The organism is Bradyrhizobium sp. 134 (genome assembly GCF_023074155.1).
GTDB lineage: Bacteria > Pseudomonadota > Alphaproteobacteria > Rhizobiales > Xanthobacteraceae > Bradyrhizobium.
On record NZ_JADPKX010000086.1, the window covers coordinates 577,080 to 599,902 of the forward strand.

Genomic DNA, 22,823 nt, shown 5'->3' on the forward strand with positions numbered 1-22,823 from the left:
TGCCATCGCCAGCCATTTTTGATCCAAGACGGCGGAGTAATCTCGGCTTTATGCCACTCCGTTCCGCGACATGGAACAGAGCGCGGCGAATGGAAAAGCATCACGGGCAGCCGCAACACGCGCGCGCTTTGAGAACGCAAGAACCAAGGTCAAGGGAGAAGCCACATGTCCAATTCCAAAGATGCCGTCCGCAAGGTGCTTGACCAGGTCAAGGCGGACAAGCGCACCAGCCTGACCGCGCCGGAAGGTAAGCTGGTCTGCGACGCCTATGGCATTGCGGTGCCGAAGGAGGGGGTGGCGAAGTCGGCCGGCGAGGCCGGCAAGATGGCCGCCTCGATGGGTTTCCCGGTGGTGATGAAGATCGTCTCGCCGGACATTCTCCACAAGACCGAAGCCGGCGGCGTCATCGTTGGCCTCAAGTCGGCCGAGGACGCCGAGAAGGCCTACGAGACCATTCTCGGCAACGCCAGGAAGTACAAGTCTGATGCCAAGATCGAGGGTGTCCAGGTGCAGCAGATGCTGGCCGGCGGCACCGAAGTGATCGTCGGGTCGATCACCGACGCCTCGTTCGGCAAGCTGGTTGCCTTCGGTCTCGGCGGCGTGCTGGTCGAAGTCCTGAAGGACATCACCTTCCGCCTCGCGCCCGCGACCAAGCAAGATGCGCTGTCGATGCTCGACGGCATCCAGGCGCATGAAATTTTGAAGGGCGTTCGCGGCGGTGAGCCGGTGAACCGCACCGCGCTCGCCGATGTCATCGTCAAGGTCTCGCAGCTCGTCACCGATTTCCCCGAGATCGTCGAGCTCGATCTCAACCCGGTGTTCGCGACGGCCAAGGACGCGATCGCGGCCGACGTCCGCATCGTCGTCGACTTCGCTTACGTGCCCAAGCCGAAGCCGCGCCCGACCGAAGAGATCGTCGCGGCGATGAGCCGCATCATGCAGCCGAAGGCGGTTGCCGTGGTCGGCGCTTCGGCCGAAGACGGCAAAATCGGCAATTCCGTGATGAAGAACCTCATCAACGGCGGCTACAAGGGCGACATCTACCCGATCCATCCCAAGGCCGCCGAGATCCTCGGCTACAAGGCCTACAAGAGCGTCAAAGACGTGCCCGGTGTGATCGACACCGCGGTGTTCGCAATTCCCGCGAAGTTCGTGGCCGCGGCGCTCACCGAATGCGGCGAGAAGAAAATTCCCGGCGCGGTTCTGATCCCGTCGGGCTTCGCGGAAGCCGGCGCGCCGGAACTCCAGGCCGAGATCGTCGAAGTCGGCAAGAAGTACGACATCCGCCTGATGGGACCGAACATCTACGGCTTCTATTATACGCCTGCCAATCTCTGCGCGACCTTCTGCACCGCCTATGACGTCAAGGGCCATGCGGCACTGTCTTCGCAATCGGGCGGCATCGGCATGGCCATCATCGGCTTCTCCCGTTCGGCCAAGATGGGCGTGTCGGCGATCGTCGGCCTCGGCAACAAGTCCGACATCGACGAGGACGATCTGCTCGCCTTCTTCGAGCAGGACCCGAACACCAACCTGATCGCGCAGCACTGCGAAGACCTCAAGGACGGCCGCGCCTTTGCGGAAGCGGCAAAGCGCGTCTCCAAGAAAAAACCGGTCATCGTGCTCAAGGCCGGCCGCACCTCCGCCGGTGCGAAGGCGGCCTCGTCGCACACCGGCGCGCTCGCCGGCAACGACAAGATCTACGAGGATGTCCTGGCGCAGTCCGGCGTGATCCGCGCCCGTAGCTTGCGGCAACTGCTCGAGTTCGCGCGCGGCGTGCCGGTGCTGCCGACGCCGAAGGGCGAGAACGTGCTGATCATCACCGGCGCCGGCGGGTCGGGCGTGCTGCTGTCGGACTCCTGCGTCGACAACGGCCTGTCGCTGATGGCGATGCCGGCGGATTTGGATGCGGCCTTCCGCAAGTTCATCCCGCCGTTTGGCGCGGCCGGAAATCCCGTGGACATCACCGGTGGCGAGCCGCCGATCACCTACGTCAATACGGTGAAGCTCGGCCTGACGGACGAGCGCATCCATTCGCTCATTCTCGGCTACTGGCACACCATCGTCACGCCGCCGATGGTGTTCGCCCGCAACATGGTCGAGGTGAAGAAGGAGATGGAGGCCAAGGGCTTCGTGAAGCCGATCGTCGCCTCGCTCGCCGGCGACGTCGAGGTCGAGGAGGCCGCCGAATATCTCTACCAGAACGGCATCCCGGCCTATGCATACTCGACCGAGTTGCCGGTGGAAGTGCTCGGCGCCAAGTACAAATGGGCGCGCGGGGCAGGGCTGCTCTGAGTCGACGATGCCGCTTCGCCTCTCCTCGCGTGCGGGGAGAGGCGAGAACAGTCAGGTCGCGATGAGCAGGAACGTGATCCGGCGCAAATCGATCGAGCCCCGATCGCCATCGGAGGCCGACCACGACGCGCGCGACGGCGGGGTGCAATCCGTCGACCGCGCGCTGTCGATCCTCGAGACATTGTCCGAGGACGACGAGGGCTATCGCCTCAGCGACCTCGCTGTTCGCACCGGGCTCTCCGCCTCGACCGTGCACCGCTTGCTCGCCACGCTGGAAAGCCGCCGCTTCGTCCAGTTCGACCGCGCCGAATCCAAATGGCATGTCGGCGTGCGCAGCTTCACGGTCGGCGCGAGCTTTGCGCGGCGGCGCAATTTCAGCGCCCAGGCCATCCCCTATTTGCGCAAGCTGCGCGATCTTACCCGCGAGACCGCTAATCTTGCCATGGTCGACGACGAGTTCATCATCGTGCTGACCCGCATGGAGAGCCGCGAGATCATGCGTTCGCTGACCCAAGTCGGCGGCCGCGTCCCCATGGTGACCTCCGGCGTCGGGAAGGCGGTACTCGCGACCTATTCCGACGAGGACGTCGGTGCCGTCATCCGCCATCACGGCATGCCACGCTTGACCGAGAAATCCATCGTGCGGCCGAGCGATCTGTTCAAGGAGCTCGAAAAGATCCGAAAGCAAGGCTACGCGCTGGATGATGAAGAGGCCTGCATGGGCCTGCGCTGCGTTGCCGCGGTGGTCTACAACGATTGCGCCGAGCCGCTCGCGGCGATTTCGGTCTCCGGCATGACGAGCCGGCTGACCGATCAGCGGTTACCGGAAATCGGGCAGATCGTCCGCGATGTTGCTGCCGAACTGACGGCCGCGCTCGGCGGGGCAGTTCCGACACCCCGCTAATCGGAAACCCGGGGTATGTCACTGGACAGTGTCGGCTGTTTTGGCTGATATGCGACCAAACGACACGATGCGGCAAACGTCCGCATGAGCCCGGAGACGTCCCATGTTTCAACTTCCCGCGCGCCTCGTCGGCGCAGCCGTCGCGCTGACCCTTGCGGCAGCGACGCCGGCCTTTGCCCAGCAGCTCGAGCTCAAGCTGATGGCACCGGCGGCGCCGGGCGGTGGCTGGGACCAGACCGCGCGCTCGATGCAGCAGGCGCTGGTCGCTGCCGGCGTCGCACGCAGCGTGCAGGTCACCAACGTTCCCGGCGCAGGCGGCAGCGTCGGCATCGCGCAGTTCGTCAACGGCGCCAAGGGTGACGGCAACCAGCTGATGGTCAACGGCTTCGTCATGGTGGGCGCGCTCGCCATGAACAAATCACCCGTCACGCTCGAACAGGTGACGCCGATCGCGCGCCTCACCGAGGAAATCCAGGTGATCGTGGTGCCGGCGAATTCACCGATCAAGACCGCGCAGGATCTGGCCGCAGCGGTGAAGGCCGACATCGCCAAGGTGACCTTCGCGGGCGGCTCGGCCGGTGGCGTCGATCATGTGATGGCGGCATTGTTCGCCGGCGCCGTTGGCGCCGACGCGAAGAAGATCAACTACATCCCGTTCTCGGGCGGCGGCGAGTCGCTCGCCGCCATTCTCGGCGCGAAGGTCACTGCCGGCATTTCCGGCCTCAGTGAATATGACGGGCAGATCAAGTCCGGCAAGCTGCGCGCGATCGGCGTGACCTCGGAGAAGCGCATTCCAGGCAGCGACATCCCGACCTTCAAGGAGCAGGGCATCGACCTCGTGATCGCCAACTGGCGTTCGGTGGTCGCGCCTCCCGGAATCACGCCGGAGCAGCGCAAGACGCTGAGCGACGCGGTCGAGAAGATGGTGAAGTCGGACGCCTGGAAGGACATCCTCAAGCAGAAGGGCTGGGAGGATGCGTATCTCGGCGGCGACGCCTTCGCCGACTTCCTAAAGAAGGAAACCGTGCGCGTCACCGACGTGCTGAGATCAGTCGGCCTGGTCAAGTCATGACCTCGGGCGATCCGGTCCAGCCGCCGCGGCGCGTTGATCGCGCCGGCGTCGTCATTGCTGCGTTGCTCGCAGGTCTTGCCGCGGTGCTGGTCTGGGACGCGCGCGGCCTGCAATCGACCACGATGTACGGGATGGGGCCGGAAGCCATGCCGGTCGTGATCGCCTCCGGCCTCGCGCTGCTCGCGATCGGCAATCTCGTCGACGCGCTGCGCGGTCATTTGCCGGCGCGCGAGAGCGCCGATCCCGTGCCTGTGGTCTTGATCCTCGCTGGTCTTGCGCTGCTGATCGGCATCATCGGCTTCGGCGGCGGGTTCATCCTGGCGACGTCGGCGCTGTTCGTCACGACCTCGGCAGCATTTGGGCGTCGCGCCGTCCTCGTCGATTCCGCCATCGCCCTGGTGATGTCGATCCTCATTTATCTCGCGTTCGACCGCCTGTTGACGTTGAGCCTTCCCGCCGGCCCCCTGGAGCGACTGCTGTGATGGACACTTTTGCCGCGCTGGCGCATGGCATGGCGGTCGCCGTCCAGCCGATGAATCTCGTCTACGCCCTGATCGGCGTGTTCCTCGGCACCGCCGTGGGCGTGCTGCCCGGCATCGGCCCGGCGCTGACGGTCGCGCTGCTGCTGCCGGTCACCTACAAGCTCGATCCCGGCGGTTCGCTGATCATGTTTGCCGGCATCTATTATGGCGGCATGTATGGCGGATCGACCACGGCCATCTTGATCAACACGCCCGGCGAGAGCGCCTCGATGGCGACGGCGCTCGAAGGCAACAAGATGGCCAAGGCCGGCCGCGGCGGGCCGGCGCTCGCGACCTCCGCGATCGGGTCCTTCGTCGCGGGCACGATCGCCACCATCGGGCTTGCCTTTCTCGCGCCGTGGCTGGTCGATTTCGCCGTGCGCTTTGGCCCGGAGGATTATTTCGCGCTGATGTGCGTCGCCTTCGTCACGGTGTCGGCGACCTTCGGCGATTCCCCGATCCGCGGCCTGACCAGCCTGTTCATCGGACTGACGTTGGGCCTCGTCGGCATCGACAAGCTGACCGGTCAGGCGCGGCTTGCGTTCGGAGTGCCCGAGCTGCTCGACGGCGTCGAGGTGACGACGCTCGCGGTCGGCCTGTTCGCGGTGGGCGAGGCGCTCTACGTCGCGTCACGCCGTCACCACACCGAGGAGAAGCTCGAGCCGGTGCGCGGCTCGCTGTGGATGACCAAGGAAGACTGGAAGCGATCGTGGAAGCCGTGGCTGCGCGGCACCATGTTCGGCTTCCCGATCGGTGCGCTGCCTGCCGGCGGCGCGGAGATCCCGACCTTTTTGTCCTATTCCTGCGAGAAGCGGCTGACCAAATACCCGGAAGAATTCGGCAAGGGCGCGATCGAAGGCGTCGCAGGACCGGAGGCCGCCAACAACGCTTCGGCTGCGGGCACGCTGGTGCCGCTCCTCACGCTGGGATTGCCGACCTCAGCGACCGCCGCGATGATGTTGGCGGGGTTCCAGCAATACGGCCTCAACCCGGGGCCGCTGCTGTTCGCCGAGCGGCCCGACCTCGTGTGGGGCCTGATTGCGAGCCTGTTCATCGCAAATTGCATGCTGCTGGTGCTCAATCTGCCGCTCGTTGGCCTGTGGGTGCGGCTGCTGGCGATCCCGCAACCGTGGCTCTATGCCGGCATCCTGGTGTTCGCGACCATGGGCACCATCGCCGCAAAGCCGTCGGTGGTCGAACTGTCGATGCTGGCCGGCTTCGGCGTGCTCGGCTTTTTGATGCGGCGGTTCGATTTTCCGATCGCGCCCGTCGTGGTCGGCCTGATCCTCGGCCCGATCGCCGAGAGCCAGCTGCGTCGCGCGCTCGCGATCAGCCTCGGCGATCCCATGACGCTGCTCCAGAGCCCGATCTCGGCGACGCTGCTTGCGCTGGCGTTGATCGCGCTGCTGGCACCCTTCGTGCTGAAAGGGATGGGACGCTTCAAGGCGAACGAGGACTAGCCATCCCGACGCGAGCGTCTTCTAATGCTACGTTCATCTCGTGGGAAAAGTCATGCCGTCAGAGCTCCGTTCGCCCCGTCTCGCTGTCCTGATTGATGCCGACAATGCTTCGGCAAAGATCGCCGATGGACTGTTCGAGGAGATTGCCAAGATCGGCGAGGCCAGCGTTCGCCGCATCTACGGCGACTTCTCCAATGCCAGGTCGAGGGGCTGGGCCGACATCCTGTCGAAGCACGCCATCATCCCGCAGCAGCAGTTTGCCTATACGACCGGCAAGAATGCCTCGGACATCACCCTGGTCATCGACGCGATGGACCTGCTTCACAGCGGCCGTTTCGACGGCTTTTGCCTGGTGTCCTCGGACAGCGATTTTACCCGTCTCGCCGCCCGAATCCGGGAGCAGGGCATCGATGTCTTTGGGTTCGGCGAACAGAAGACGCCGGAGAGCTTCCGGCAGGCCTGTCGAAGGTTCGTCTACACGGAGAACCTACTTCCCGCGCCGGCGAACACCCAGGACGCCGCCTCGAGATCGACGTCGCTTCAGCCGCTCGATGCCGCAACCCCCATCATCAAGAAGGTCATCACCCAGATGGAGAGCGAGGACGGCTGGGTGACGCTCGGGGAAGTCGGTCGCCAACTTGCCAATCTCGCGTCCGATTTCGATCCGAGAACGTTCGGCTTCCGCAAACTGAGCGACCTCGTGCGAAAGACCAATTCCTTCGAGATCGACGAGCAGAACGGGAGGTCGATGCGGATTCGGGTCAAGGCCGCTGCCGCAGCGGCCCCGAGACGACGGAACTCGCGCAGGCCCGCGAGGCCGGCGGCGGCAGGCGGTTCGACGCCTAAGGCGTAAGCAGGGCGTGCCGTTATATTTGCGCTTGCCCGGTCGAGCGCAGGGCGTAACCATCGCAGGGCCATAACGCCACGCGAGGGTCCTGATGACCAGACTTACCCGCTTCGCCGTCGCACCGTTGCATTCGATGACCCGGCGTCTCGCCGATGTGGCCTCGGCGCGTGTCGCGCCGGATCTCGTCGTCACCGGCGCGCGCGTGCTCTCGACCTATTCGGAGCGTGTCCATCAGGGACGTGAGGTCTGGATCACCGGCGGCCGCATCGCGGCGGTGAAGCCGGCTGGAACGGCCAAGAAGGCCTGGAGCGGTGTCACGACCTACGATGCCGCTGGCGGCATTATCGCGCCGGGCCTAGTTGATCCGCACATCCACATCGAATCCTCGATGGTGACGGCCTGCGCCTATGCCGAAGCCGCATTGCTCAACGGCACCACTACGATCTTCTGCGACAGCCACGAGATCGGCAACGTCATGGACGTCGCCGGCGTCGAGGCGATGTTGGAGGACGCGCGCGAGGCGCCGTTGTCGATCTTTTTGACCGTGCCAAGCACGGTGCCGGCCACCTCGGCCGCACTCGAGACCGCGGGTGGCGATCTGACGCCCGATAAGATCGCCGGCCTGTTCGACCGTTGGCCCGAAGCTGTCGGGCTCGGCGAGAAGATGGACTTTGTGCCTGTCACCATGGGCGACGAGCGAAGCCACGCCATCCTCGCCGCCGCCCTAAAGCGCGGGCGGCCGGTATCCGGCCATGTCTATGGCCGCGAATTCGTTGCGGCTTATGCAGCGTCCGGCGTCACCGACACCCATGAGGCGATCGACCGCGACATCGCCGACGATCTGCTCGATGCCGGGGTCTGGGTGTTCCTGCGCGGCGGACCGCCGACCACGCCATGGCACTCGCTGCCGCAGGCGATCCGCACCATCACCGAGCTCGGGGCCTCCCACAAGCGCACGGCCGTGTGCACCGACGATCGCGATGCCGACGATCTCCTGCTATTTGGGCTCGATTGGGTGGTGCGCGAAGCCGTGAAGGCAGGAATGTCGCCGGAGCAGGCCTGGTCGATGGGATCGCTGCATGGCGCCACGCGCTTCAACATGGACAGCGATATCGGCGGGCTCGGCGGCGGCCGCCGTGCCGATCTGGTGCTGATGGACGACAATCTGAAGCCGCAATGCACCTGGTACGGCGGCGAGCTGGTGGTCGAGAACCGCAAGATCACGCCGCGGCTCGATCAGGCATTGTCGCAGCGATATCAATACCCGCAGGCGGCCTACGCGACTGTGAAGCTGCCGGAGAAGCTGAAGCTGACGCCGGAGCTGCCGGCGAAGGCCTGCACCGTCAATGCCATCAAGACCGCGTTGCCCGGCATCACGCTGATCCATGAGAAGATCGCGATCGAGCCCGCAAAGGACTGGCCGACGCTGTTTGCGCGCTACGGCCTGTGCTTTGTCACGGTGGTCGAGCGCCATGGCAAATCGGCCGGCAATGTCGCCTATGGCCTGTTGAAGGACTTTGGCCTGAAGCGCGGCGCGGTCGCCTCCAGCGTCGGGCACGACAGCCACAACATCATCGTTGCCGGCACCAACGAGGCTGACATGCAGGTCGCGGTCGCCGCCATCAAGGAGCAACAGGGCGCCGTCTGCCTCGTCGCTGACGGAAAGGTGAGGGCGCTGGTGCCGTTGCCGATCGCTGGGCTCTTGTCCGACAAGCGCGTCCCGGAGGTGGCGGAAGAGGTCAAGGTGCTGAAGAAGGAATGGGAGGAAGCCGGCTGCACCATCCCCTACATGGGCTTCAATCTGATTCCGCTGTCGGTCATTCCGGAAATTCGTATCACCGACAAGGGCCTTGTGCTGGTGCCGCAGATGCAGCTGGCGCCGCTGTTCGAGTGAGCGCTTTCACGCGAGTCTCGATCTAACCGATTGAGACCGCCGCGATTTTTCCACGGCTGCCGCATCGTGGAAAATAAAATCGATCTCGTTGAGTGCAGCCCTCGCGGGCCCGATGATCTCGCTCGAGCCAATGCAACTCAAGCGAGGTCCGATATGGCGAAGATGCGAGCCATCGATGCTGCCGTGCGAATTCTGGAGAAGGAAGGTATCTCGACTGCCTTTGGCGTTCCCGGGGCGGCGATCAATCCGCTTTACTCAGCGCTGAAGAAGCGCGGCTCGATCCGCCATATCCTGGCGCGGCATGTCGAAGGTGCCTCGCACATGGCCGAGGGCTATACGCGGGCCAAGGCCGGCAATATCGGCGTCTGCATCGGAACCTCGGGGCCGGCCGGGACCGACATGATCACCGGGCTCTATTCGGCGATCGCCGATTCCATCCCGATCCTCTGCATCACCGGGCAGGCGCCGCGCGCGCGACTCTACAAAGAGGATTTCCAGGCCGTCGACATCGAATCGATCGCAAAGCCCGTGACCAAATGGGCGGTGACGGTGCGCGAGCCGGCGCTGGTGCCCCGCGTGTTCAGCCAGGCGTTTCACGTGATGCGCTCGGGAAGGCCCGGCCCGGTCCTGATCGACATGCCGCTCGACGTGCAGCTCGCCGAAATCGAGTTCGACGACGAGACCTACGAGCCGCTGCCGGTCTACAAGCCCAGCGCGACCCGCAAGCAGGTCGAGAAGGCGCTGGAGATGCTCAATGCGGCCGAGCGTCCGCTGATCGTCGCGGGCGGCGGTGTCATCAACGCCGACGCCTCGGATTTGCTGGTGGAATTCGCCGAGATCGCCAACGTGCCGGTTGTGCCGACGCTGATGGGCTGGGGCGCCATCCCCGACGACCACGTGCTGATGGCCGGCATGGTCGGTCTTCAGACCAGCCATCGTTACGGCAATGCCACCATGCTCGAATCCGATTTTGTGCTCGGCATCGGCAACCGCTGGGCAAACCGCCACACCGGCTCGGTCGAGACCTACACCAAGGGTCGCACCTTCGTGCACGTGGATATCGAGCCGACCCAGATCGGGCGCGTGTTCAATCCCGACCTCGGCATCGTCTCGGACGCGAAGGCGGCGCTCGAACTGTTCGTCGCCGTCGCCAGGGAGTGGCGCCGCTCAGGCAGGTTGCGCGAGCGCCAGGCGTGGCCCGCTTCCTGCCGGGACCGCAAGAAGACGATGTTGCGCAAGAGCCATTTCGACAACGTCCCGATCAAGCCCCAGCGCGTCTACGAGGAGATGACCAAGGCGTTTGGCCGCGACACCTGCTACGTCACCGTGATCGGCCTTTCGCAAATCGCCGGTGCGCAGTTCCTGGGTGTCTACAAGCCGCGCAACTGGATCAATGCCGGGCAGGCGGGGCCGCTCGGCTGGACCCTACCTGCGGCGCTCGGCGTGCGCGCGGCGTGCCCGGATCGCGATATCGTCGCGCTCTCGGGCGACTACGACTTCCAGTTCCTGATCGAGGAGCTCGCGGTCGGGGCGCAGTTCAACCTGCCCTACATCCATGTCGTCGTGAACAATTCCTATCTCGGCCTGATCCGCCAGGCCCAGCGCGGCTTCGACATGGACTATCACGTCCAGCTCTCCTTTGAGAACATCAACGCGCCCGAGCTCGGCGGCTACGGCGTCGATCACGTCGCCGTCGCCGAAGGGCTCGGCTGCAAGGCGATTCGCGTCACCGATCCCAAGGACGCGCAGGCCGCGTTCGCCACCGCACGCGAATGGATGGCGAAGTACCGCGTGCCTGTGATGGTCGAGTTCATTCTCGAGCGCGTCACCAACATCGCGATGGGCACGGAAATCGACAACGTCGTCGAGTTCGAGGAGGTGCTGGACCTGCCGCTCGACGAGGTCGCGACCGCGCGGCCGGGCGTGCTGCAGCCGGCGGAATAGGGGACCAGCATCATGCCGAAATTCGCCGCCAACCTCACCATGCTCTTCAACGAGATGCCGTTCATGGACCGTTTCGCCGCGGCCAAAGCGGCGGGCTTTTCCGGGATTGAGTACCTCTTCCCCTATGATTTCGAGAAGGCGCAGTTGCGCGAGCAGCTCGACAGCCATGGGCTGACGCAGGTGCTGTTCAATCTGCCGGCCGGCAATTGGGCCGCGAGCGAGCGCGGCATCGCGATCCTGCCGGATCGTGTCAGCGAGTTCAGGGACGGCGTGTTTCGCGCCATCGACTATGCCAAGGCGCTCGCTTGCGAGCAGCTCAATTGCCTCGTCGGCATCGCGCCTGTCGATGCCGATCCGCGTGAGCTCAACGAAACGCTGCTCGGGAATCTGCGCTTTGCGGCGTCGACCCTGGCGCGGGAGAACATCAAGCTTCTGGTCGAGCCGATCAACACGCTCGACATTCCCGGCTTCTTCCTGAACGGCACCGAGCAGGCCGTGCAGCTGATCTCCGAGGTGCGCTCGAACAATCTGTTCATCCAGTACGATATCTACCACATGCAGATCATGGAGGGCGATCTCGCCCGTACCATGCAGGAATATCTCCCGCAGATCGCGCACATCCAGCTCGCCGATAATCCCGGCCGCCACGAGCCCGGCACGGGCGAGATCAACTATCCCTTCCTGTTCCGCCATCTCGACGCGATCGGGTATCGCGGCTGGATCGGTTGCGAATACAAGCCGCGCACCACGACGCTGGACGGCCTGTCCTGGCACGCGGCGCAGACTTTCGAGACCTGAGGAAACTTTGACATGATCGACATCGGCTTTATCGGACTTGGCACCATGGGACGGCCGATGGCCGGTCATCTTCTGGCCGCAGGCCATCGCGTTCTCCTGCACGATGTCGGGCCGGTCGCACCCGAGCTGATCGCCGCCGGCGGCGTTGTCTGCAAGTCAAGCAAGGAGGTTGCGGAGGAGGCGGATGCGGTCATCATCATGGTGCCGGATACCCCGCAGGTGGAGGCCGTGCTGTTTGGCAAGGACGGCGTCGCGGGCGGCATTTCCAAGGGCGAGATCGTGGTCGACATGAGCTCGATCTCGCCGCTGGCGACCAAGGAGTTTGCGAAGAAGATCGAGGCGCTCGGCGCGGACTATCTCGACGCACCGGTGTCAGGCGGGGAGGTCGGTGCCAAGGCGGCAAGCCTCACCATCATGGTCGGTGGCCCCGAGCGCGCCTTCAACACCATGAAGCCGATCTTCGACAGGATGGGAAAGAACGTCACCCGGGTCGGCGCCAATGGCGACGGCCAGACCACGAAGGTCGCCAACCAGATCATCGTCGCGTTGACGATCGAGGCGGTCAGCGAAGCGCTGCTGTTCGCGTCGAAAGCCGGTGCGGATCCGGCGCTGGTGCGGCAGGCCCTGATGGGCGGCTTTGCGTCTTCGCGGATTCTCGAAGTGCATGGCGAGCGCATGGTGAAGCGCAATTTCGATCCCGGCTTCCGCATCGAGCTGCACCAGAAGGATCTTAACCTCGCGCTTGAAGGCGCCCGCGCGCTCGGCCTGTCGCTGCCGAGCACCGCAGTGGCGCAGCAACTGTTCTCGTCCTGCGCCGCGCATGGCGGCAAGGGCTGGGACCATTCGGCGATGGTGCGCGCGCTGGAACTGATGGCGGGGCACGAGATCGCCGCGGCCTAAACTGTTACCGGGTAACAGTCTCCGTTGTGGTTCTGCCTAGATCGGGCGAGGGAACCGGAACAATGATCCGGCCCCGCGGTTGAAGGCGCACAACAATCACTGGAGACATAAGCACATGAAAACCCGTCTTGCGATTTCGTTGGCTGCCGCGTCGCTGCTGGCGTCGAGTGCAGCCTTTGCTCAGTCGACGACCGAAGAGGGCGCCAGGAACGGCGCACGCGCGGGCGGCGACATCGGCGGTCCGGTCGGTGCGATGGTCGGTGGTACCGTCGGTGCAGCCGTGGGCGCCGGCCTTGAAATTCCGAACGCGATCCTGGGCGGAATTCCGCGTGATGATTCCGTCGTAGTTCACGAGCGCGTCGTGGTCGGCGAGCCCCTGCCGCCGACCGTGGTGCTGCGGCCCGTGCCGAACTACACCGAGTATCGCTATGCGGTCGTGAACGATCGCCGCGTGATCGTGGAGCCGCGCACGCGCCGCGTCGTCAAGATCATCGACTGATCGATCGGAGCGTGAGCTTTGAAAGGCGGGCCCTGCGGAGCATCACTCCGCGGGGCCTTGGCTCGTCAGGGCCGAATTTGCGCGAAACCGCGTCAAGGCCCAATCGGCGACGGTCGCGAGGGCGAAGCCGATGCAGGTGGTGCCGGCATCGACCAGAAAGTCCTCCAGCCGCGCATGTCGTCCCGGTGCCCAGAATTGCATCAGTTCGAGCAGGCCGATCAGCACCACAGCGATGGCTGTAGCCGACAGGCGGCGGCGCGGATAGGCGAGGCCGAAGGCTAGTCCCACCAGGACGAAGGCGAGGGCGTGTTCACCGTCCTGGCCAAGGTCGGAATGGGGCCGCAGGCCGGGCGGGCCGAGGGTTGCAAAGGCGACGGCGGCGGCAAGCAGCCAGGCAGAGGAGCGAACCAAAATGGACATCCGCACCGCTTAGCATGGATTGCAGCAGCCTGCCGAGGGGCCGGGATCAGATCGCCGTGTAGTTAATGACAAAACGTTAAAGCGGCTCACGCACGCCCAGGCCGTGCATGAAGCGTTCCCGGATTTGTACGGGGTCGCGTCGGGTGGCGCCGACGCCAGACTTGTCATCGATACGAACGGCGATCAGGCTCGGCTCGCCGGCCGACATGGCTTCTTCGACCAGACGCTCGAAATCCTCCTCGTCCGCGGCCCAGGCGCTGTTGGTAAGCCCGGAGCCGGTCGCGATGGCGACGATGTCAGCCACGTTCGCGGCCGGTGTCGGCTGCGCGCCGGTGATCTGATAGATGCCGTTGTCCATTACGATCATGGTGAGGTTCTTCGGCTTCAACGCCGCAATCGTCGAGAGCGCGCCGAGCTGCATCAGCAGCGAGCCGTCGCCTTCGAGCGCGAAGACGCGCCGGTCCGGCTGCGCCAGCGCCACGCCCAGCGCGATCGGGAAGGCGAGCCCCATGCTGCCGAGCATGTAGAAATTCTGCGGACGGTGGCCGGCGGCCCAGAGGTCGAAATTGGTGTTGCCGATGCCGCCGATCACGGCTTCCTCGTGCTCGAGTTTCGCGATCAGGCGCGAGGTGACGTCGAAGCGGTTCATCACTTTGGTGTTGCGCGCGTCTGTATTCATTTGAGCCGGCCTCACTTGTCGAACACCTTGCCGCCCGTGAGCAGCGGGTTGAGGATCAGCGCGACCGGCGCCTGCGTCGTCATGGCCTGCTTGATCGAGCGGTCGGCAATGAATTCGAGCTCGTCGAGCCGGGTGATGGTGTGATGCTCCAGCGCCAGAGAATCCAGCACCGGACGCATGGTGCGGCAGACCAGTGACTGGCCGTAGTTGAATTCGCCGAGCGTGCCGCGTTCGGACACGAACATGATCAGCGGAATCTGGTAGGGCACCGCGAGCGAGGCCAGCACGTTGGCGAGCGTCGCAAAGCCCGAGGTCTGCATCAGCACCGCACCGCGCCGTCCGCCCATCCAGGCGCCCGAGACGATGCCGACGGCCTCCTCCTCGCGGGCGGTGGCAAAGGTGGTGAAGAACGGATCGGCGTGCAGGTTCTTGATCAGCGGCGTCAGCACGCGGTCGGGCACGTAAGGGACGAGGCTGATCTCGTTCCGCTTCAGGGTTTGCAGGACGATGCCGTGCCAGCTCTCGTCGCTGGAGGTCTGCGCCGCCTCGGACGAGGTCTGTTGCTCCGCAATCGCCATTGCGTTCTCCCTTCGGCCGCGCATGCTTCTTGGTGTTTTGCCTTTGTCGTGGCCATCGTCTTGGCCGTCGCGGCGGTCTGCCGAACTTGACGCAGGCAGCGGGATTGTCAACATGCCCGGGCTGCACCGTGATCTGCGCCAGGCGACCTGCCGCGGCCGGTGCCGCCGTGTCATAAGCGGCAATAACAAGAGAACGGAGGAACGCATGACAGGAGCGCGCGAAGCGCTGGCCCTGCGGATCTCCTGGAGAGAGCCGGAAGGGTCCTGATGTCCGTCAACAGCAAGCGCGTCTTCTACGTCAAATATCTGGCCAACCCGATCTACATCGACATCCTGAAGGCGCGGCCCGACGTCCGGCTCGATCGCATCGAGAACGAGAGCCCCGAGGACTTTTTCGCGCCGATCATCGAAGCGGCTCATGTCTACCAGATCGGCGCCGCCCGCGACGAACTGGCCCCGCACTTCCATGTCGATGCTGCCTTCCTGAAGCGCGCGCCGAACCTGCTGCTCGTCTCCAGCAACGGCGCGGGATTCGATCCTGTCGACGTCGAGGCCTGCACCGATGCCGGCGTGCTGGTCGTCAACCAGTCCGGCGGCAATGCCCATTCCGTCGCCGAGCATGCGCTGGCGATGATGCTGACGCTGTCCAAGCGCATCATCCAGTCCGACCGCAAGCTCCGCAGGGAGTCCAACGTCAACCGCAACGAACTCGTCGGCAACGAGATCGAGCACAAGACCGTCGGCATCATCGGCCTCGGCAATGTCGGTCGCCGCATCGCCGCGCTGTGCAAGGGCCTGTTCGGCATGAAGGTGCTGGCCTACGATCCGTACCTGACGGCCGAGGTGATGGCCGAGCGGGGTGGCGAGAAGGTCGAGCTCGACGAGCTTTTGCGCCGCGCGGACTTCGTCTCGATCTCCTGTCCGCTCGACAAGGGCAGCCGCAATATGATCAGCGTGCGCGAGTTTGGGTTGATGCAGCCGCATGCGTACTTTATCACCACGGCGCGTGGCTTCATCCACGACGAAGATGCGCTGCTCCAGGCGTTGCGTGACAAGCGCATTGCGGGCGCCGGTCTCGACGTCTGGTCCAAGGAGCCGCCGCCACCGGAGCATCCGCTGCTCCAGCTCGACAACGTGCTGGCGAGCCCGCATACCGCGGGCGTCACGATCGAGGCGCGGCAGAACATGGGCCGGATCGCCGCCGAGCAGGTGCTGCAGACGCTGGACGGCAAGCGCCCGCCGCGCATCATCAATCCCGAGGTCTGGCCACGCTATGCGGAGCGATTCAAGCAGGCGTTTGGTGCGACGCCGGCGTAGTCGATGGTCGCTTTGTCCTTCCGGGGTGCGATGCTCCTGCTGCCCAATGTCCCGGTTAGCGCTACGCGCCACCGAATGATCGGCGGGCGGGAATCGCGCCCGACTTTGATCCGCGTCAAAATCTCCCTCCCGCAATCCGGCTAAATGGGATTAGAGTGAGCGCCGCCGGGGCAGGCAGGAGGTCCCATGTCAACTTATGTGGTCAGGTTCATGAAGGACGTGCTCGGCCAGTACGGCCGGCAGATCGAGGTGTGCCAGGGCACGCTCGAGGTCGACGCTTCCGACGAGGACGAAGCCAGAGAGCGGGCGAAGGCAAGGTTTTGCGCGGACCAGGCGTTGCACCACTGGTCGTTGCATGCCGACCGCATCCAGGTCAGACCGGCTGACTTTCCGTCGTGAGGGGCTTGGCGGCCGGGCGCCGTGAGGTCACGCTGGCGCCGAGCGGGACCGCTGCACCGTCTCAGTCGAGCAGCTTGTCCAGTGTGATCGGGAAGCGGCGGATGCGTTTGCCGGTGGCGTGATAGACGGCGTTTGCGATCGCCGCCGGGACGCCGACAATGCCGATTTCGCCAATGCCCTTGATGCCGAGCGCGTTGATGTGCGCGTCCGGCTCGTCGACGAAGATCACGTCGATGTCGCGAACATCTGCGTTCACCGGAATGTGGTACTCGGCGATATTCGCATTCATGATCCGGCCGAAGCGGTGATCCATCACCGTCTCCTCGTGCAGGGCCATCCCGATTCCCCAGACCACGCCGCCCATGATCTGGCTGCGGCCAGTCTTGGTGTTCAGAATCCGCCCGGCCGCGACGGCACTGACGACCCGCGTCACGCGAATGACGTTTAGCTCTTCGTCGACCTTGACCTCGGCGAAGACGGCCGAATGGGTGTTGCGCGCGTGCTTCTTGTCCTCATCGAACTGGTTGAGCTTTTCCTTCTCGATGCGTTCGACCCCGCCATGGCGCATTGCGTCGGCGATCGAGACCGCGCGGCTGTTGTCGCTGGCCCTGGCAATGCTGCCGTCGGTCAGCACTGTATCGGCCAACTCGGCGCCGGCGAGCGGCGAGCCTGGCATCTTCCCGGCCAGGCGTAACAGTTCCTTGCGCACCTCCTCGGCGGCTGCGAGCACCGCATGTGCGCTCGAGGCAGCCATCCAGGAGCCGCCCTCGACAGGCGCCTGCGGCAGACTGGAATCTGCGAGCCTGACGCTGATGTTCTCGATCGGCAGGCCGAGCGCATCGGCTGCGACCTGCGCCACGATCGTGTAGGTGCCGGTGCCGATGTCGGATGCCGCGCAAGACACCTCGGCATGTCCGTTCGACGTCAGCACGATACGGACGGCGACTGGCATCTGCAGTGCTTCCCACACACCAGTGGCCATGCCCCAGCCGACCAGCTCCCTGCCGTCGCGCATCGAGCGCGGCGCAGGATTGCGTCTGCTCCAGCCGAAGGCGTCCGCGCCGCGCGCGTAGCATGCCCGCAACTGCTTGCTGGTGTAGGGCAGGTTTTCGCTCTGGTCGCGGTCCGAGTAGCACTTCAGCCGCAGGTCGACCGGGTCGAGCTTGAGTGCGACGGCAAGCTCGTCCATCGCGCATTCGAGCGCGCAGACGCCCGACGCCGCGCCCGGTGCGCGCATGTCGCAGGGGGTGGAGACGTCAAGGTGGACCAGCTTGTGGGACAAGCGGCTGTTCGGGCTGCGGTAGAGCTGTTCGGCCCAGCCGGTATCGTTGCGGGCAAAATCCTCGTAGCGCGAGGTGACGGCAATGGCCTCGTGCGTGACCGCATCGAGCGTACCATCTGACTTTGCGCCGAGCCCGACGCGCTCGATGGTCATTGGCCGGTAGCCGAGCCCGTACATCTGCTGCCGTGTCAGCACGACGCGAACGGACCGTTTCAGCGCGAGCGCGCCGAGCGTTGCCAACACCACCTGATATTGCGGCCGCAAGCCGGAACCGAAGGCGCCGCCGACGTATGGCGAGATCACCCGAATGTCCTCCGGCTTCCTGTCGAACACGCCGCAGAGAAATTTGTGGACGTTCTGGACGCCCTGCGTCTTGTCATAGATCGTGAGCTTGCCATTGCTGTCCCAGACCGCCGTGGTCGCATAGAGCTCCATCGGGTTGTGATGCTCGGTCGGTATCACGTAGTCCGCCACATGGCGCACATCAGCTCCCGCAAGGGCGGCTGCGGCGTCGCCCCGCGGCTTATGCGGCTTGTCCTTCTCGGCAGCGTTGCCGCGCTCGCCTTCGAGGTCGGTCGCAAAACCATGCTGCTCATAGTCGACCCGCACAAGCGTCGCGGCGAATTTCGCGGTTTCCCAGTCCTCCGCGACGACCAGTGCGATCGGCTGGCCATTGAACTTGATTTTGTCATCATAAAGCGGACGGAAAGGCGAGCCTTCCTCGGGCGCCACCTCGTCCTTCCACGCCTCGTCCTTATCGGCCAGCGGCGGACGGTTCGCATGCGTGAGCACGTCGAGCACACCCTTGATCTGCAGCGCCGCATTGGTGTCGAGGCGGGCAATGCGCCCGCATGGAATGGTAGCCTCGACGACGAACCCATGGAGGAGCCTGTCGGCCGGAAATTCGCCGGCGTATTTGGCGGCGCCGGTGACCTTGTCGCGGCCGTCGACACGCGACGTTGGCGTTCCGACATAAGCGTTCATGGGGTCCTCACGCGATCTTCTTGTGGGCCTGGGATTGCGGCGTGGCGTTCGCCGCCTGTGTGAGCGTCCGCACGATGGCGCGGCGTGCGAGCTCGACCTTGAAGCCGTTATGTGAGCGGGCCGTTGCTCCCTGGAGCAAGAGATCCGCGGCGTGCGAGAAGTGATCGGGCGTTGCGGCCTGGCCGCGCAACGCCGCTTCGGCTTCGAGGCTGCGCCAGGGCTTGTGCGCCACGCCGCCGAGCGCCAGGCGTGCCCCGATGATCGCGTTGCCCTCCAATTCGAGCGCGGCGGCGACCGAGACCAGAGCGAAAGCATAAGACATCCGGTCGCGAATTTTTAGGTAGCTGTAGTTTTGTGCAAAGCCGCGCGGCGGCAGCTCGATCGCCGTGATGATCTCACCGGTGTCGAGATTGGTATCGACATGAGGCTTGTCGCCGGGCAGCCGATGGAAATCGGTCAGCGCGATGGTGCGTTCGCCGGAAGGACCCGCGACGTACACGAGCCCGTCCAGCGCGGCAAGCGCCACGCTCATATCGGATGGATTGGTCGCGATGCAGGCGGCGCTCGTGCCCAGGATCGCATGGTTGCGGTTCAGCCCGTCCATCGCCGAGCAGCCGCTGCCGGGATGTCGCTTGTTGCAGGGCGTGGCCGTATCATAGAAGTAGGCGCAACGCGTTCGCTGCATCAGATTGCCACCAACGGAGGCCATGTTGCGCAATTGCGCCGACGCGCCGGCTAGGATCGCGCTGGCGAGCAGGGGATAGCGCTGCTCGATCAATGGATGGTAGGCGAGGTCCGAGTTCGGCACCAGGGCGCCGATGCGCAAGGACCCGTCGGTCGTCTCCTGGACCTCCCGGAGCGGCAGGCGGGAGATGTCGATCAGCCGGGAGGGGCGCTCGACATTCTCTTTCATCAGGTCGATCAGATTGGTGCCGCCGGCAATCAGCTTGGCGCCGGGATCGGCGGCGAGCAGGCGGATCGCGTCGGCGACATCAGTGGCTCGGGCGTACTGGAAATTGTTCATGGCTGGCCCATTGCCTGCTGGATGGCGGCGACGATGTTCGGATAGGCGCCACAGCGGCAGAGGTTTCCGCTCATGAGCTCCCGGATCTCGTCGGAATCACGGGCACGGCCTTCGGCGAGCAGTCCGGCCGCCGAACATATCTGTCCCGGCGTGCAATAGCCGCACTGGAAGGCGTCATGGTCGATAAACGCCTGTTGCACGGGATGCAGTGCGCCGTCCTTGGCAAGACCTTCGACAGTCGTGATCTCCGCGCCGTCCTTCATGACGGCGAGCGTGAGGCACGAATTGACGCGCCGGCCATCCACCAGCACAGTGCAGGCGCCGCACTGACCATGGTCGCAGCCCTTCTTGGTGCCGCTCAGCGCAAGATGGTCCCGCAAGGCGTCGAGCAGCGTGGTCCATGGCACGAGATCGAGCGTGTGACTGACGCCGTTGACGACAAGATGGGTCGGGATTCGTTCGGAAATCTGATGCGTGACATCGCCCATGTCCTGCTCCCTGCGACGGCGACCGTGCCGGACGTCAGCCGTGTTGACGCGGGGGCACGCCTCCGCCGGCCAATAGCGCCCAACGGACCACCGACCGGTTGGTTCCTTGCAGGCAGTTCGCCTTTCCGAGAGGTTGCGGTCAGCGCTTTGCTTCGCCGAACACCACATTCGGCACGGCGCGGTTGACGACCTCGCGCAGCGCGAAGCTCGATTGGACCCGCGCGACGCGCGGCAGGCGCGACAGCTCCATGCGGTGGATGCGCTCGAAATCCTGGATGTCGCGGGCGAGCACGATCAAAATGTAGTCGTCGGTCCCCGACATCAGGAAGCAGCGCACGACGGACGGGCATTTCACCACCTCCGCCTCGAACGCCTTCAACGCCTCATCGCTCTGGCTTTCCAGCGCGATGCGGACCAGTACCGTGGTGGTGAGGCCGAATTGCGCGAGGTCGAGCGTGGCCTGATAGCCTTGGATGTAGCCGTCGTCCTCAAGTGCCTTCTGCCGCCGCGCGAGCGCGGTGCTGGATAGCCCAACCTTGTTAGCGAGCTCGGTGTGGCTGGCCCGCGCATTGGTCGTGAGTTCCGCGAGGATGGCGAGATCTTTCCGGTCGAGGGCCAAAGTTTCGTTTCCAGCGTGAAAGGGCGTTTGCGCGCCGGAAACCGGCGCAGGGACGCCAAAGCTAGCGGATATTTGCACGAAACCAAACCGGGCAGGTCGCTACGATCATGAGGTGAATCAAAAGGAGGCCCGGGATGCGCGTCGGTGTGCCCAAGGAAATCAAAGTGCAGGAATATCGCGTCGGGCTCACCCCGGGTGCAGTCCGCGAATATGTCGCGGCGGGGCACGAGGTGACGGTCGAAACCGGTGCGGGTGGCGGCATCGGCGCCTCCGACGAAGTCTACCGGCGGGCAGGGGCGATCATTGCCGACAGCGCACGCGACATCTTCGCGAACTCCGACATGATCGTGAAGGTGAAGGAGCCCCAGAAGAGCGAGTGGGCCCAGCTCCGCGACAGCCAGATCCTGTTCACTTATCTCCATCTCGCGCCGGATCCCGAACAGGCCAGGGGTTTGCTCGCCTCCGGCTGTACTGCGATCGCCTATGAAACCGTCACCGACGCGGCCGGTCACCTCCCCCTGCTAGCGCCGATGAGCGAAGTCGCCGGCCGCCTCGCCATCGAGGCCGCCGGCGCCGCGCTCAAGCGCTCGGCTGGGGGCCGCGGACTGCTGCTGGGCGGCGTTCCCGGCGTGCAGCCGGCGCGGGTCGTCGTGCTCGGCGGCGGCGTAGTGGGAACGCAAGCCGCGCGCATGGCCGCGGGCCTTGGCGCGGAGATCACCGTGATCGACCGCTCTATTCCTCGGTTGCGGCAGCTTGATGGTCTCTTTGCCGGGCGCGTACGCACCCGCTTCTCCACCGTCGAATCAGTTGAGGAGGAGGTGTTCGCTGCCGACGTCGTGATCGGCGCGGTGCTGGTGCCGGGCGCGAGCGCGCCCAAGCTCGTCACGCGTGCGATGTTGACATCGATGCGACCGGGCGCCGTGCTGGTCGACGTCGCGATCGATCAGGGCGGCTGCTTCGAGACCTCGCACCCGACCACGCATGCCGATCCGATCTATCTGGTCGACGGCATCGTGCATTATTGCGTGGCCAATATGCCTGGCGCGGTGCCGGTGACGTCGAGCCAGGCGCTGAACAACGCGACGCTGCCGTTCGGCTTGATGCTCGCGAACAAGGGTTTTGCTGCAGTGCTGGAAAATACACATCTGCGCAACGGGCTGAATGTGCATCGCGGCCGCATCACCAACAAAGCGGTGGCCGAAAGCCTCGGGCTGGAGTTTGCTCCGGTGGGGAGCGGGCTGGCGGCGTAGCGTTGCTGCTCATACCGGCTTGCGATGGCGGCTGCCGAGCGCGGCTTCGATCGTCTCAGGCTTCTCGATGCGTTCGATCAGCATGTCGATGCGGTCGCCGCCCCAGAACAGCTCGCCGTTGAATACCATGGTCGGCACGCCGAACACGCCGAGCGCTTCGGCCTCGTCAATGATGCGGTCATGCTCGGCGCGGGCGGGGCCATGGATGTAGGCTTTGAACTCACTGGCTGAGCCACCGCAGGACGTGATGACGTCCGTGATGGCGGCGAGATCGTCGATCTCGAGCTCATGGCTCCAGAAGCGCCGAAACACCGCATCGTGATACGGACGGAAGAAGCTGTGCTGTTGGGCGAACAGCATGCCGACGCTGGAATAGAACGCGTCGTAGATCCGCCGGGGCCCTTTCATGACGAGCCCTTGCGCATTGGCATAGCGCCGAGCGTCCATATAGGCGTAGCGCACCTTGCGCCAGAAATGCGGCGTGCGCTCTTCCACGGTCCCCATGAATTCGGCAACGCGCAGCGTATAGGGCAGCCATTCGAGCTCGACGCCGTGCGTCTCCTCGAGTTCGAACAGGCGCTTGTTGGCCACGAATGCGTAGGGGCTCTTGTAGTCGGTGTAGATACGCACGCGGGGATTTGGCATTGGC

The 22,823-nt window shown here is 64.8% G+C and carries 22 protein-coding genes; 14 read left to right on the top strand and 8 right to left on the bottom strand.

Annotation, left to right across the window (positions count from 1 at the left end):
- Window positions 1-165: 165 nt before the first annotated feature.
- The 11 genes from IVA75_RS37550 to IVA75_RS37600 all read left to right on the top strand — a co-directional run bounded on the left by IVA75_RS37550 (window position 166) and on the right by IVA75_RS37600 (window position 13,134).
- On the top strand, window positions 166-2,295 hold the full coding sequence (locus IVA75_RS37550) for an acetate--CoA ligase family protein (RefSeq protein WP_247288877.1): 2,130 nt from the start codon (window positions 166-168) through the stop codon (window positions 2,293-2,295).
- Between the two features lie 61 nt (window positions 2,296-2,356).
- Window positions 2,357-3,199 carry an IclR family transcriptional regulator gene (locus tag IVA75_RS37555; RefSeq protein WP_027569149.1) on the top strand — a complete coding sequence of 281 codons (843 nt, stop codon included), beginning with the start codon at window positions 2,357-2,359 and terminating at the stop codon, window positions 3,197-3,199.
- 103 nt (window positions 3,200-3,302) lie between these two features.
- Complete coding sequence (locus IVA75_RS37560) at window positions 3,303-4,271, top strand: tripartite tricarboxylate transporter substrate binding protein (RefSeq protein WP_018458586.1); 969 nt, start codon at window positions 3,303-3,305, stop codon at window positions 4,269-4,271.
- Window positions 4,268-4,753 carry a tripartite tricarboxylate transporter TctB family protein gene (locus tag IVA75_RS37565; RefSeq protein ID WP_247288879.1) on the top strand — a complete coding sequence of 162 codons (486 nt, stop codon included), beginning with the start codon at window positions 4,268-4,270 and terminating at the stop codon, window positions 4,751-4,753. The genes IVA75_RS37560 and IVA75_RS37565 overlap by 4 nt, the downstream gene beginning before the upstream one ends.
- Window positions 4,753-6,252 carry a tripartite tricarboxylate transporter permease gene (locus IVA75_RS37570; protein ID WP_247288881.1) on the top strand — a complete coding sequence of 500 codons (1,500 nt, stop codon included), beginning with the start codon at window positions 4,753-4,755 and terminating at the stop codon, window positions 6,250-6,252. The genes IVA75_RS37565 and IVA75_RS37570 overlap by 1 nt, the downstream gene beginning before the upstream one ends.
- Before the next feature lie 52 nt (window positions 6,253-6,304).
- Window positions 6,305-7,105 carry an NYN domain-containing protein gene (locus IVA75_RS37575; protein WP_247288882.1) on the top strand — a complete coding sequence of 267 codons (801 nt, stop codon included), beginning with the start codon at window positions 6,305-6,307 and terminating at the stop codon, window positions 7,103-7,105.
- An 85-nt stretch (window positions 7,106-7,190) separates the two neighbouring features.
- Complete coding sequence (locus IVA75_RS37580; protein WP_247288883.1) at window positions 7,191-8,993, top strand: adenine deaminase C-terminal domain-containing protein; 1,803 nt, start codon at window positions 7,191-7,193, stop codon at window positions 8,991-8,993.
- A gap of 153 nt (window positions 8,994-9,146) precedes the next feature.
- Window positions 9,147-10,937, top strand: coding sequence for a glyoxylate carboligase (gene gcl / locus IVA75_RS37585; RefSeq protein WP_247288884.1), 1,791 nt, complete (start codon window positions 9,147-9,149; stop codon window positions 10,935-10,937).
- A 12-nt stretch (window positions 10,938-10,949) separates the two neighbouring features.
- Entirely contained in the window at window positions 10,950-11,735 is a 786-nt protein-coding gene (hyi, locus tag IVA75_RS37590) for a hydroxypyruvate isomerase (protein WP_247288885.1), read from the top strand.
- 12 nt (window positions 11,736-11,747) lie between these two features.
- Complete coding sequence (locus IVA75_RS37595; RefSeq protein WP_247288886.1) at window positions 11,748-12,635, top strand: 2-hydroxy-3-oxopropionate reductase; 888 nt, start codon at window positions 11,748-11,750, stop codon at window positions 12,633-12,635.
- A gap of 115 nt (window positions 12,636-12,750) precedes the next feature.
- Window positions 12,751-13,134: a DUF1236 domain-containing protein gene (locus IVA75_RS37600; protein ID WP_007593296.1), complete on the top strand. Its 384-nt coding sequence runs from the start codon at window positions 12,751-12,753 to the stop codon at window positions 13,132-13,134.
- Window positions 13,135-13,176: 42 nt separating this feature from the next.
- On the opposite strand, the gene IVA75_RS37605 is transcribed toward IVA75_RS37600, so the two are convergent.
- The 3 genes from IVA75_RS37605 to IVA75_RS37615 form a co-directional block, all read right to left on the bottom strand.
- Entirely contained in the window at window positions 13,177-13,554 is a 378-nt protein-coding gene (locus tag IVA75_RS37605) for a VanZ family protein (protein WP_247288887.1), read from the bottom strand.
- A gap of 76 nt (window positions 13,555-13,630) precedes the next feature.
- Entirely contained in the window at window positions 13,631-14,233 is a 603-nt protein-coding gene (locus tag IVA75_RS37610) for a thiamine pyrophosphate-dependent enzyme (RefSeq protein WP_247288888.1), read from the bottom strand.
- Between the two features lie 11 nt (window positions 14,234-14,244).
- Window positions 14,245-14,811 carry a thiamine pyrophosphate-binding protein gene (locus tag IVA75_RS37615; protein ID WP_247288889.1) on the bottom strand — a complete coding sequence of 189 codons (567 nt, stop codon included), beginning with the start codon at window positions 14,809-14,811 and terminating at the stop codon, window positions 14,245-14,247.
- A 267-nt stretch (window positions 14,812-15,078) separates the two neighbouring features.
- On the opposite strand from IVA75_RS37615, the gene IVA75_RS37620 reads away from it, so the two are divergent.
- A complete protein-coding gene (locus tag IVA75_RS37620; RefSeq protein ID WP_247288890.1) occupies window positions 15,079-16,128 on the top strand; it encodes a hydroxyacid dehydrogenase in 1,050 nt (349 codons plus the stop codon).
- Window positions 16,129-16,314: 186 nt separating this feature from the next.
- Entirely contained in the window at window positions 16,315-16,527 is a 213-nt protein-coding gene (locus IVA75_RS37625; protein ID WP_027569161.1) for a hypothetical protein, read from the top strand.
- 61 nt (window positions 16,528-16,588) lie between these two features.
- On the opposite strand, the gene IVA75_RS37630 is transcribed toward IVA75_RS37625, so the two are convergent.
- The 4 genes from IVA75_RS37630 to IVA75_RS37645 form a co-directional block, all read right to left on the bottom strand.
- Entirely contained in the window at window positions 16,589-18,793 is a 2,205-nt protein-coding gene (locus tag IVA75_RS37630) for a xanthine dehydrogenase family protein molybdopterin-binding subunit (RefSeq protein WP_247288891.1), read from the bottom strand.
- A 7-nt stretch (window positions 18,794-18,800) separates the two neighbouring features.
- Entirely contained in the window at window positions 18,801-19,817 is a 1,017-nt protein-coding gene (locus IVA75_RS37635; RefSeq protein WP_247288892.1) for a xanthine dehydrogenase family protein subunit M, read from the bottom strand.
- Window positions 19,814-20,305: a (2Fe-2S)-binding protein gene (locus IVA75_RS37640; RefSeq protein ID WP_247288893.1), complete on the bottom strand. Its 492-nt coding sequence runs from the start codon at window positions 20,303-20,305 to the stop codon at window positions 19,814-19,816. Before IVA75_RS37640 ends, IVA75_RS37635 begins: the two co-directional genes overlap by 4 nt.
- Before the next feature lie 139 nt (window positions 20,306-20,444).
- Window positions 20,445-20,924, bottom strand: coding sequence for an Lrp/AsnC family transcriptional regulator (locus tag IVA75_RS37645; RefSeq protein WP_027569165.1), 480 nt, complete (start codon window positions 20,922-20,924; stop codon window positions 20,445-20,447).
- A 134-nt stretch (window positions 20,925-21,058) separates the two neighbouring features.
- Here IVA75_RS37645 and ald point away from each other — a divergent pair, with 134 nt between their 5' ends.
- The gene (gene ald / locus IVA75_RS37650) at window positions 21,059-22,174 is read left to right on the top strand and encodes an alanine dehydrogenase (RefSeq protein WP_247288894.1); all 1,116 of its coding nucleotides are present in this window, start codon (window positions 21,059-21,061) and stop codon (window positions 22,172-22,174) included.
- 9 nt (window positions 22,175-22,183) lie between these two features.
- Here ald and IVA75_RS37655 read toward each other — a convergent pair whose 3' ends face one another.
- Entirely contained in the window at window positions 22,184-22,819 is a 636-nt protein-coding gene (locus tag IVA75_RS37655) for a DsbA family protein (protein ID WP_247288895.1), read from the bottom strand.
- Window positions 22,820-22,823: the final 4 nt, after the last annotated feature.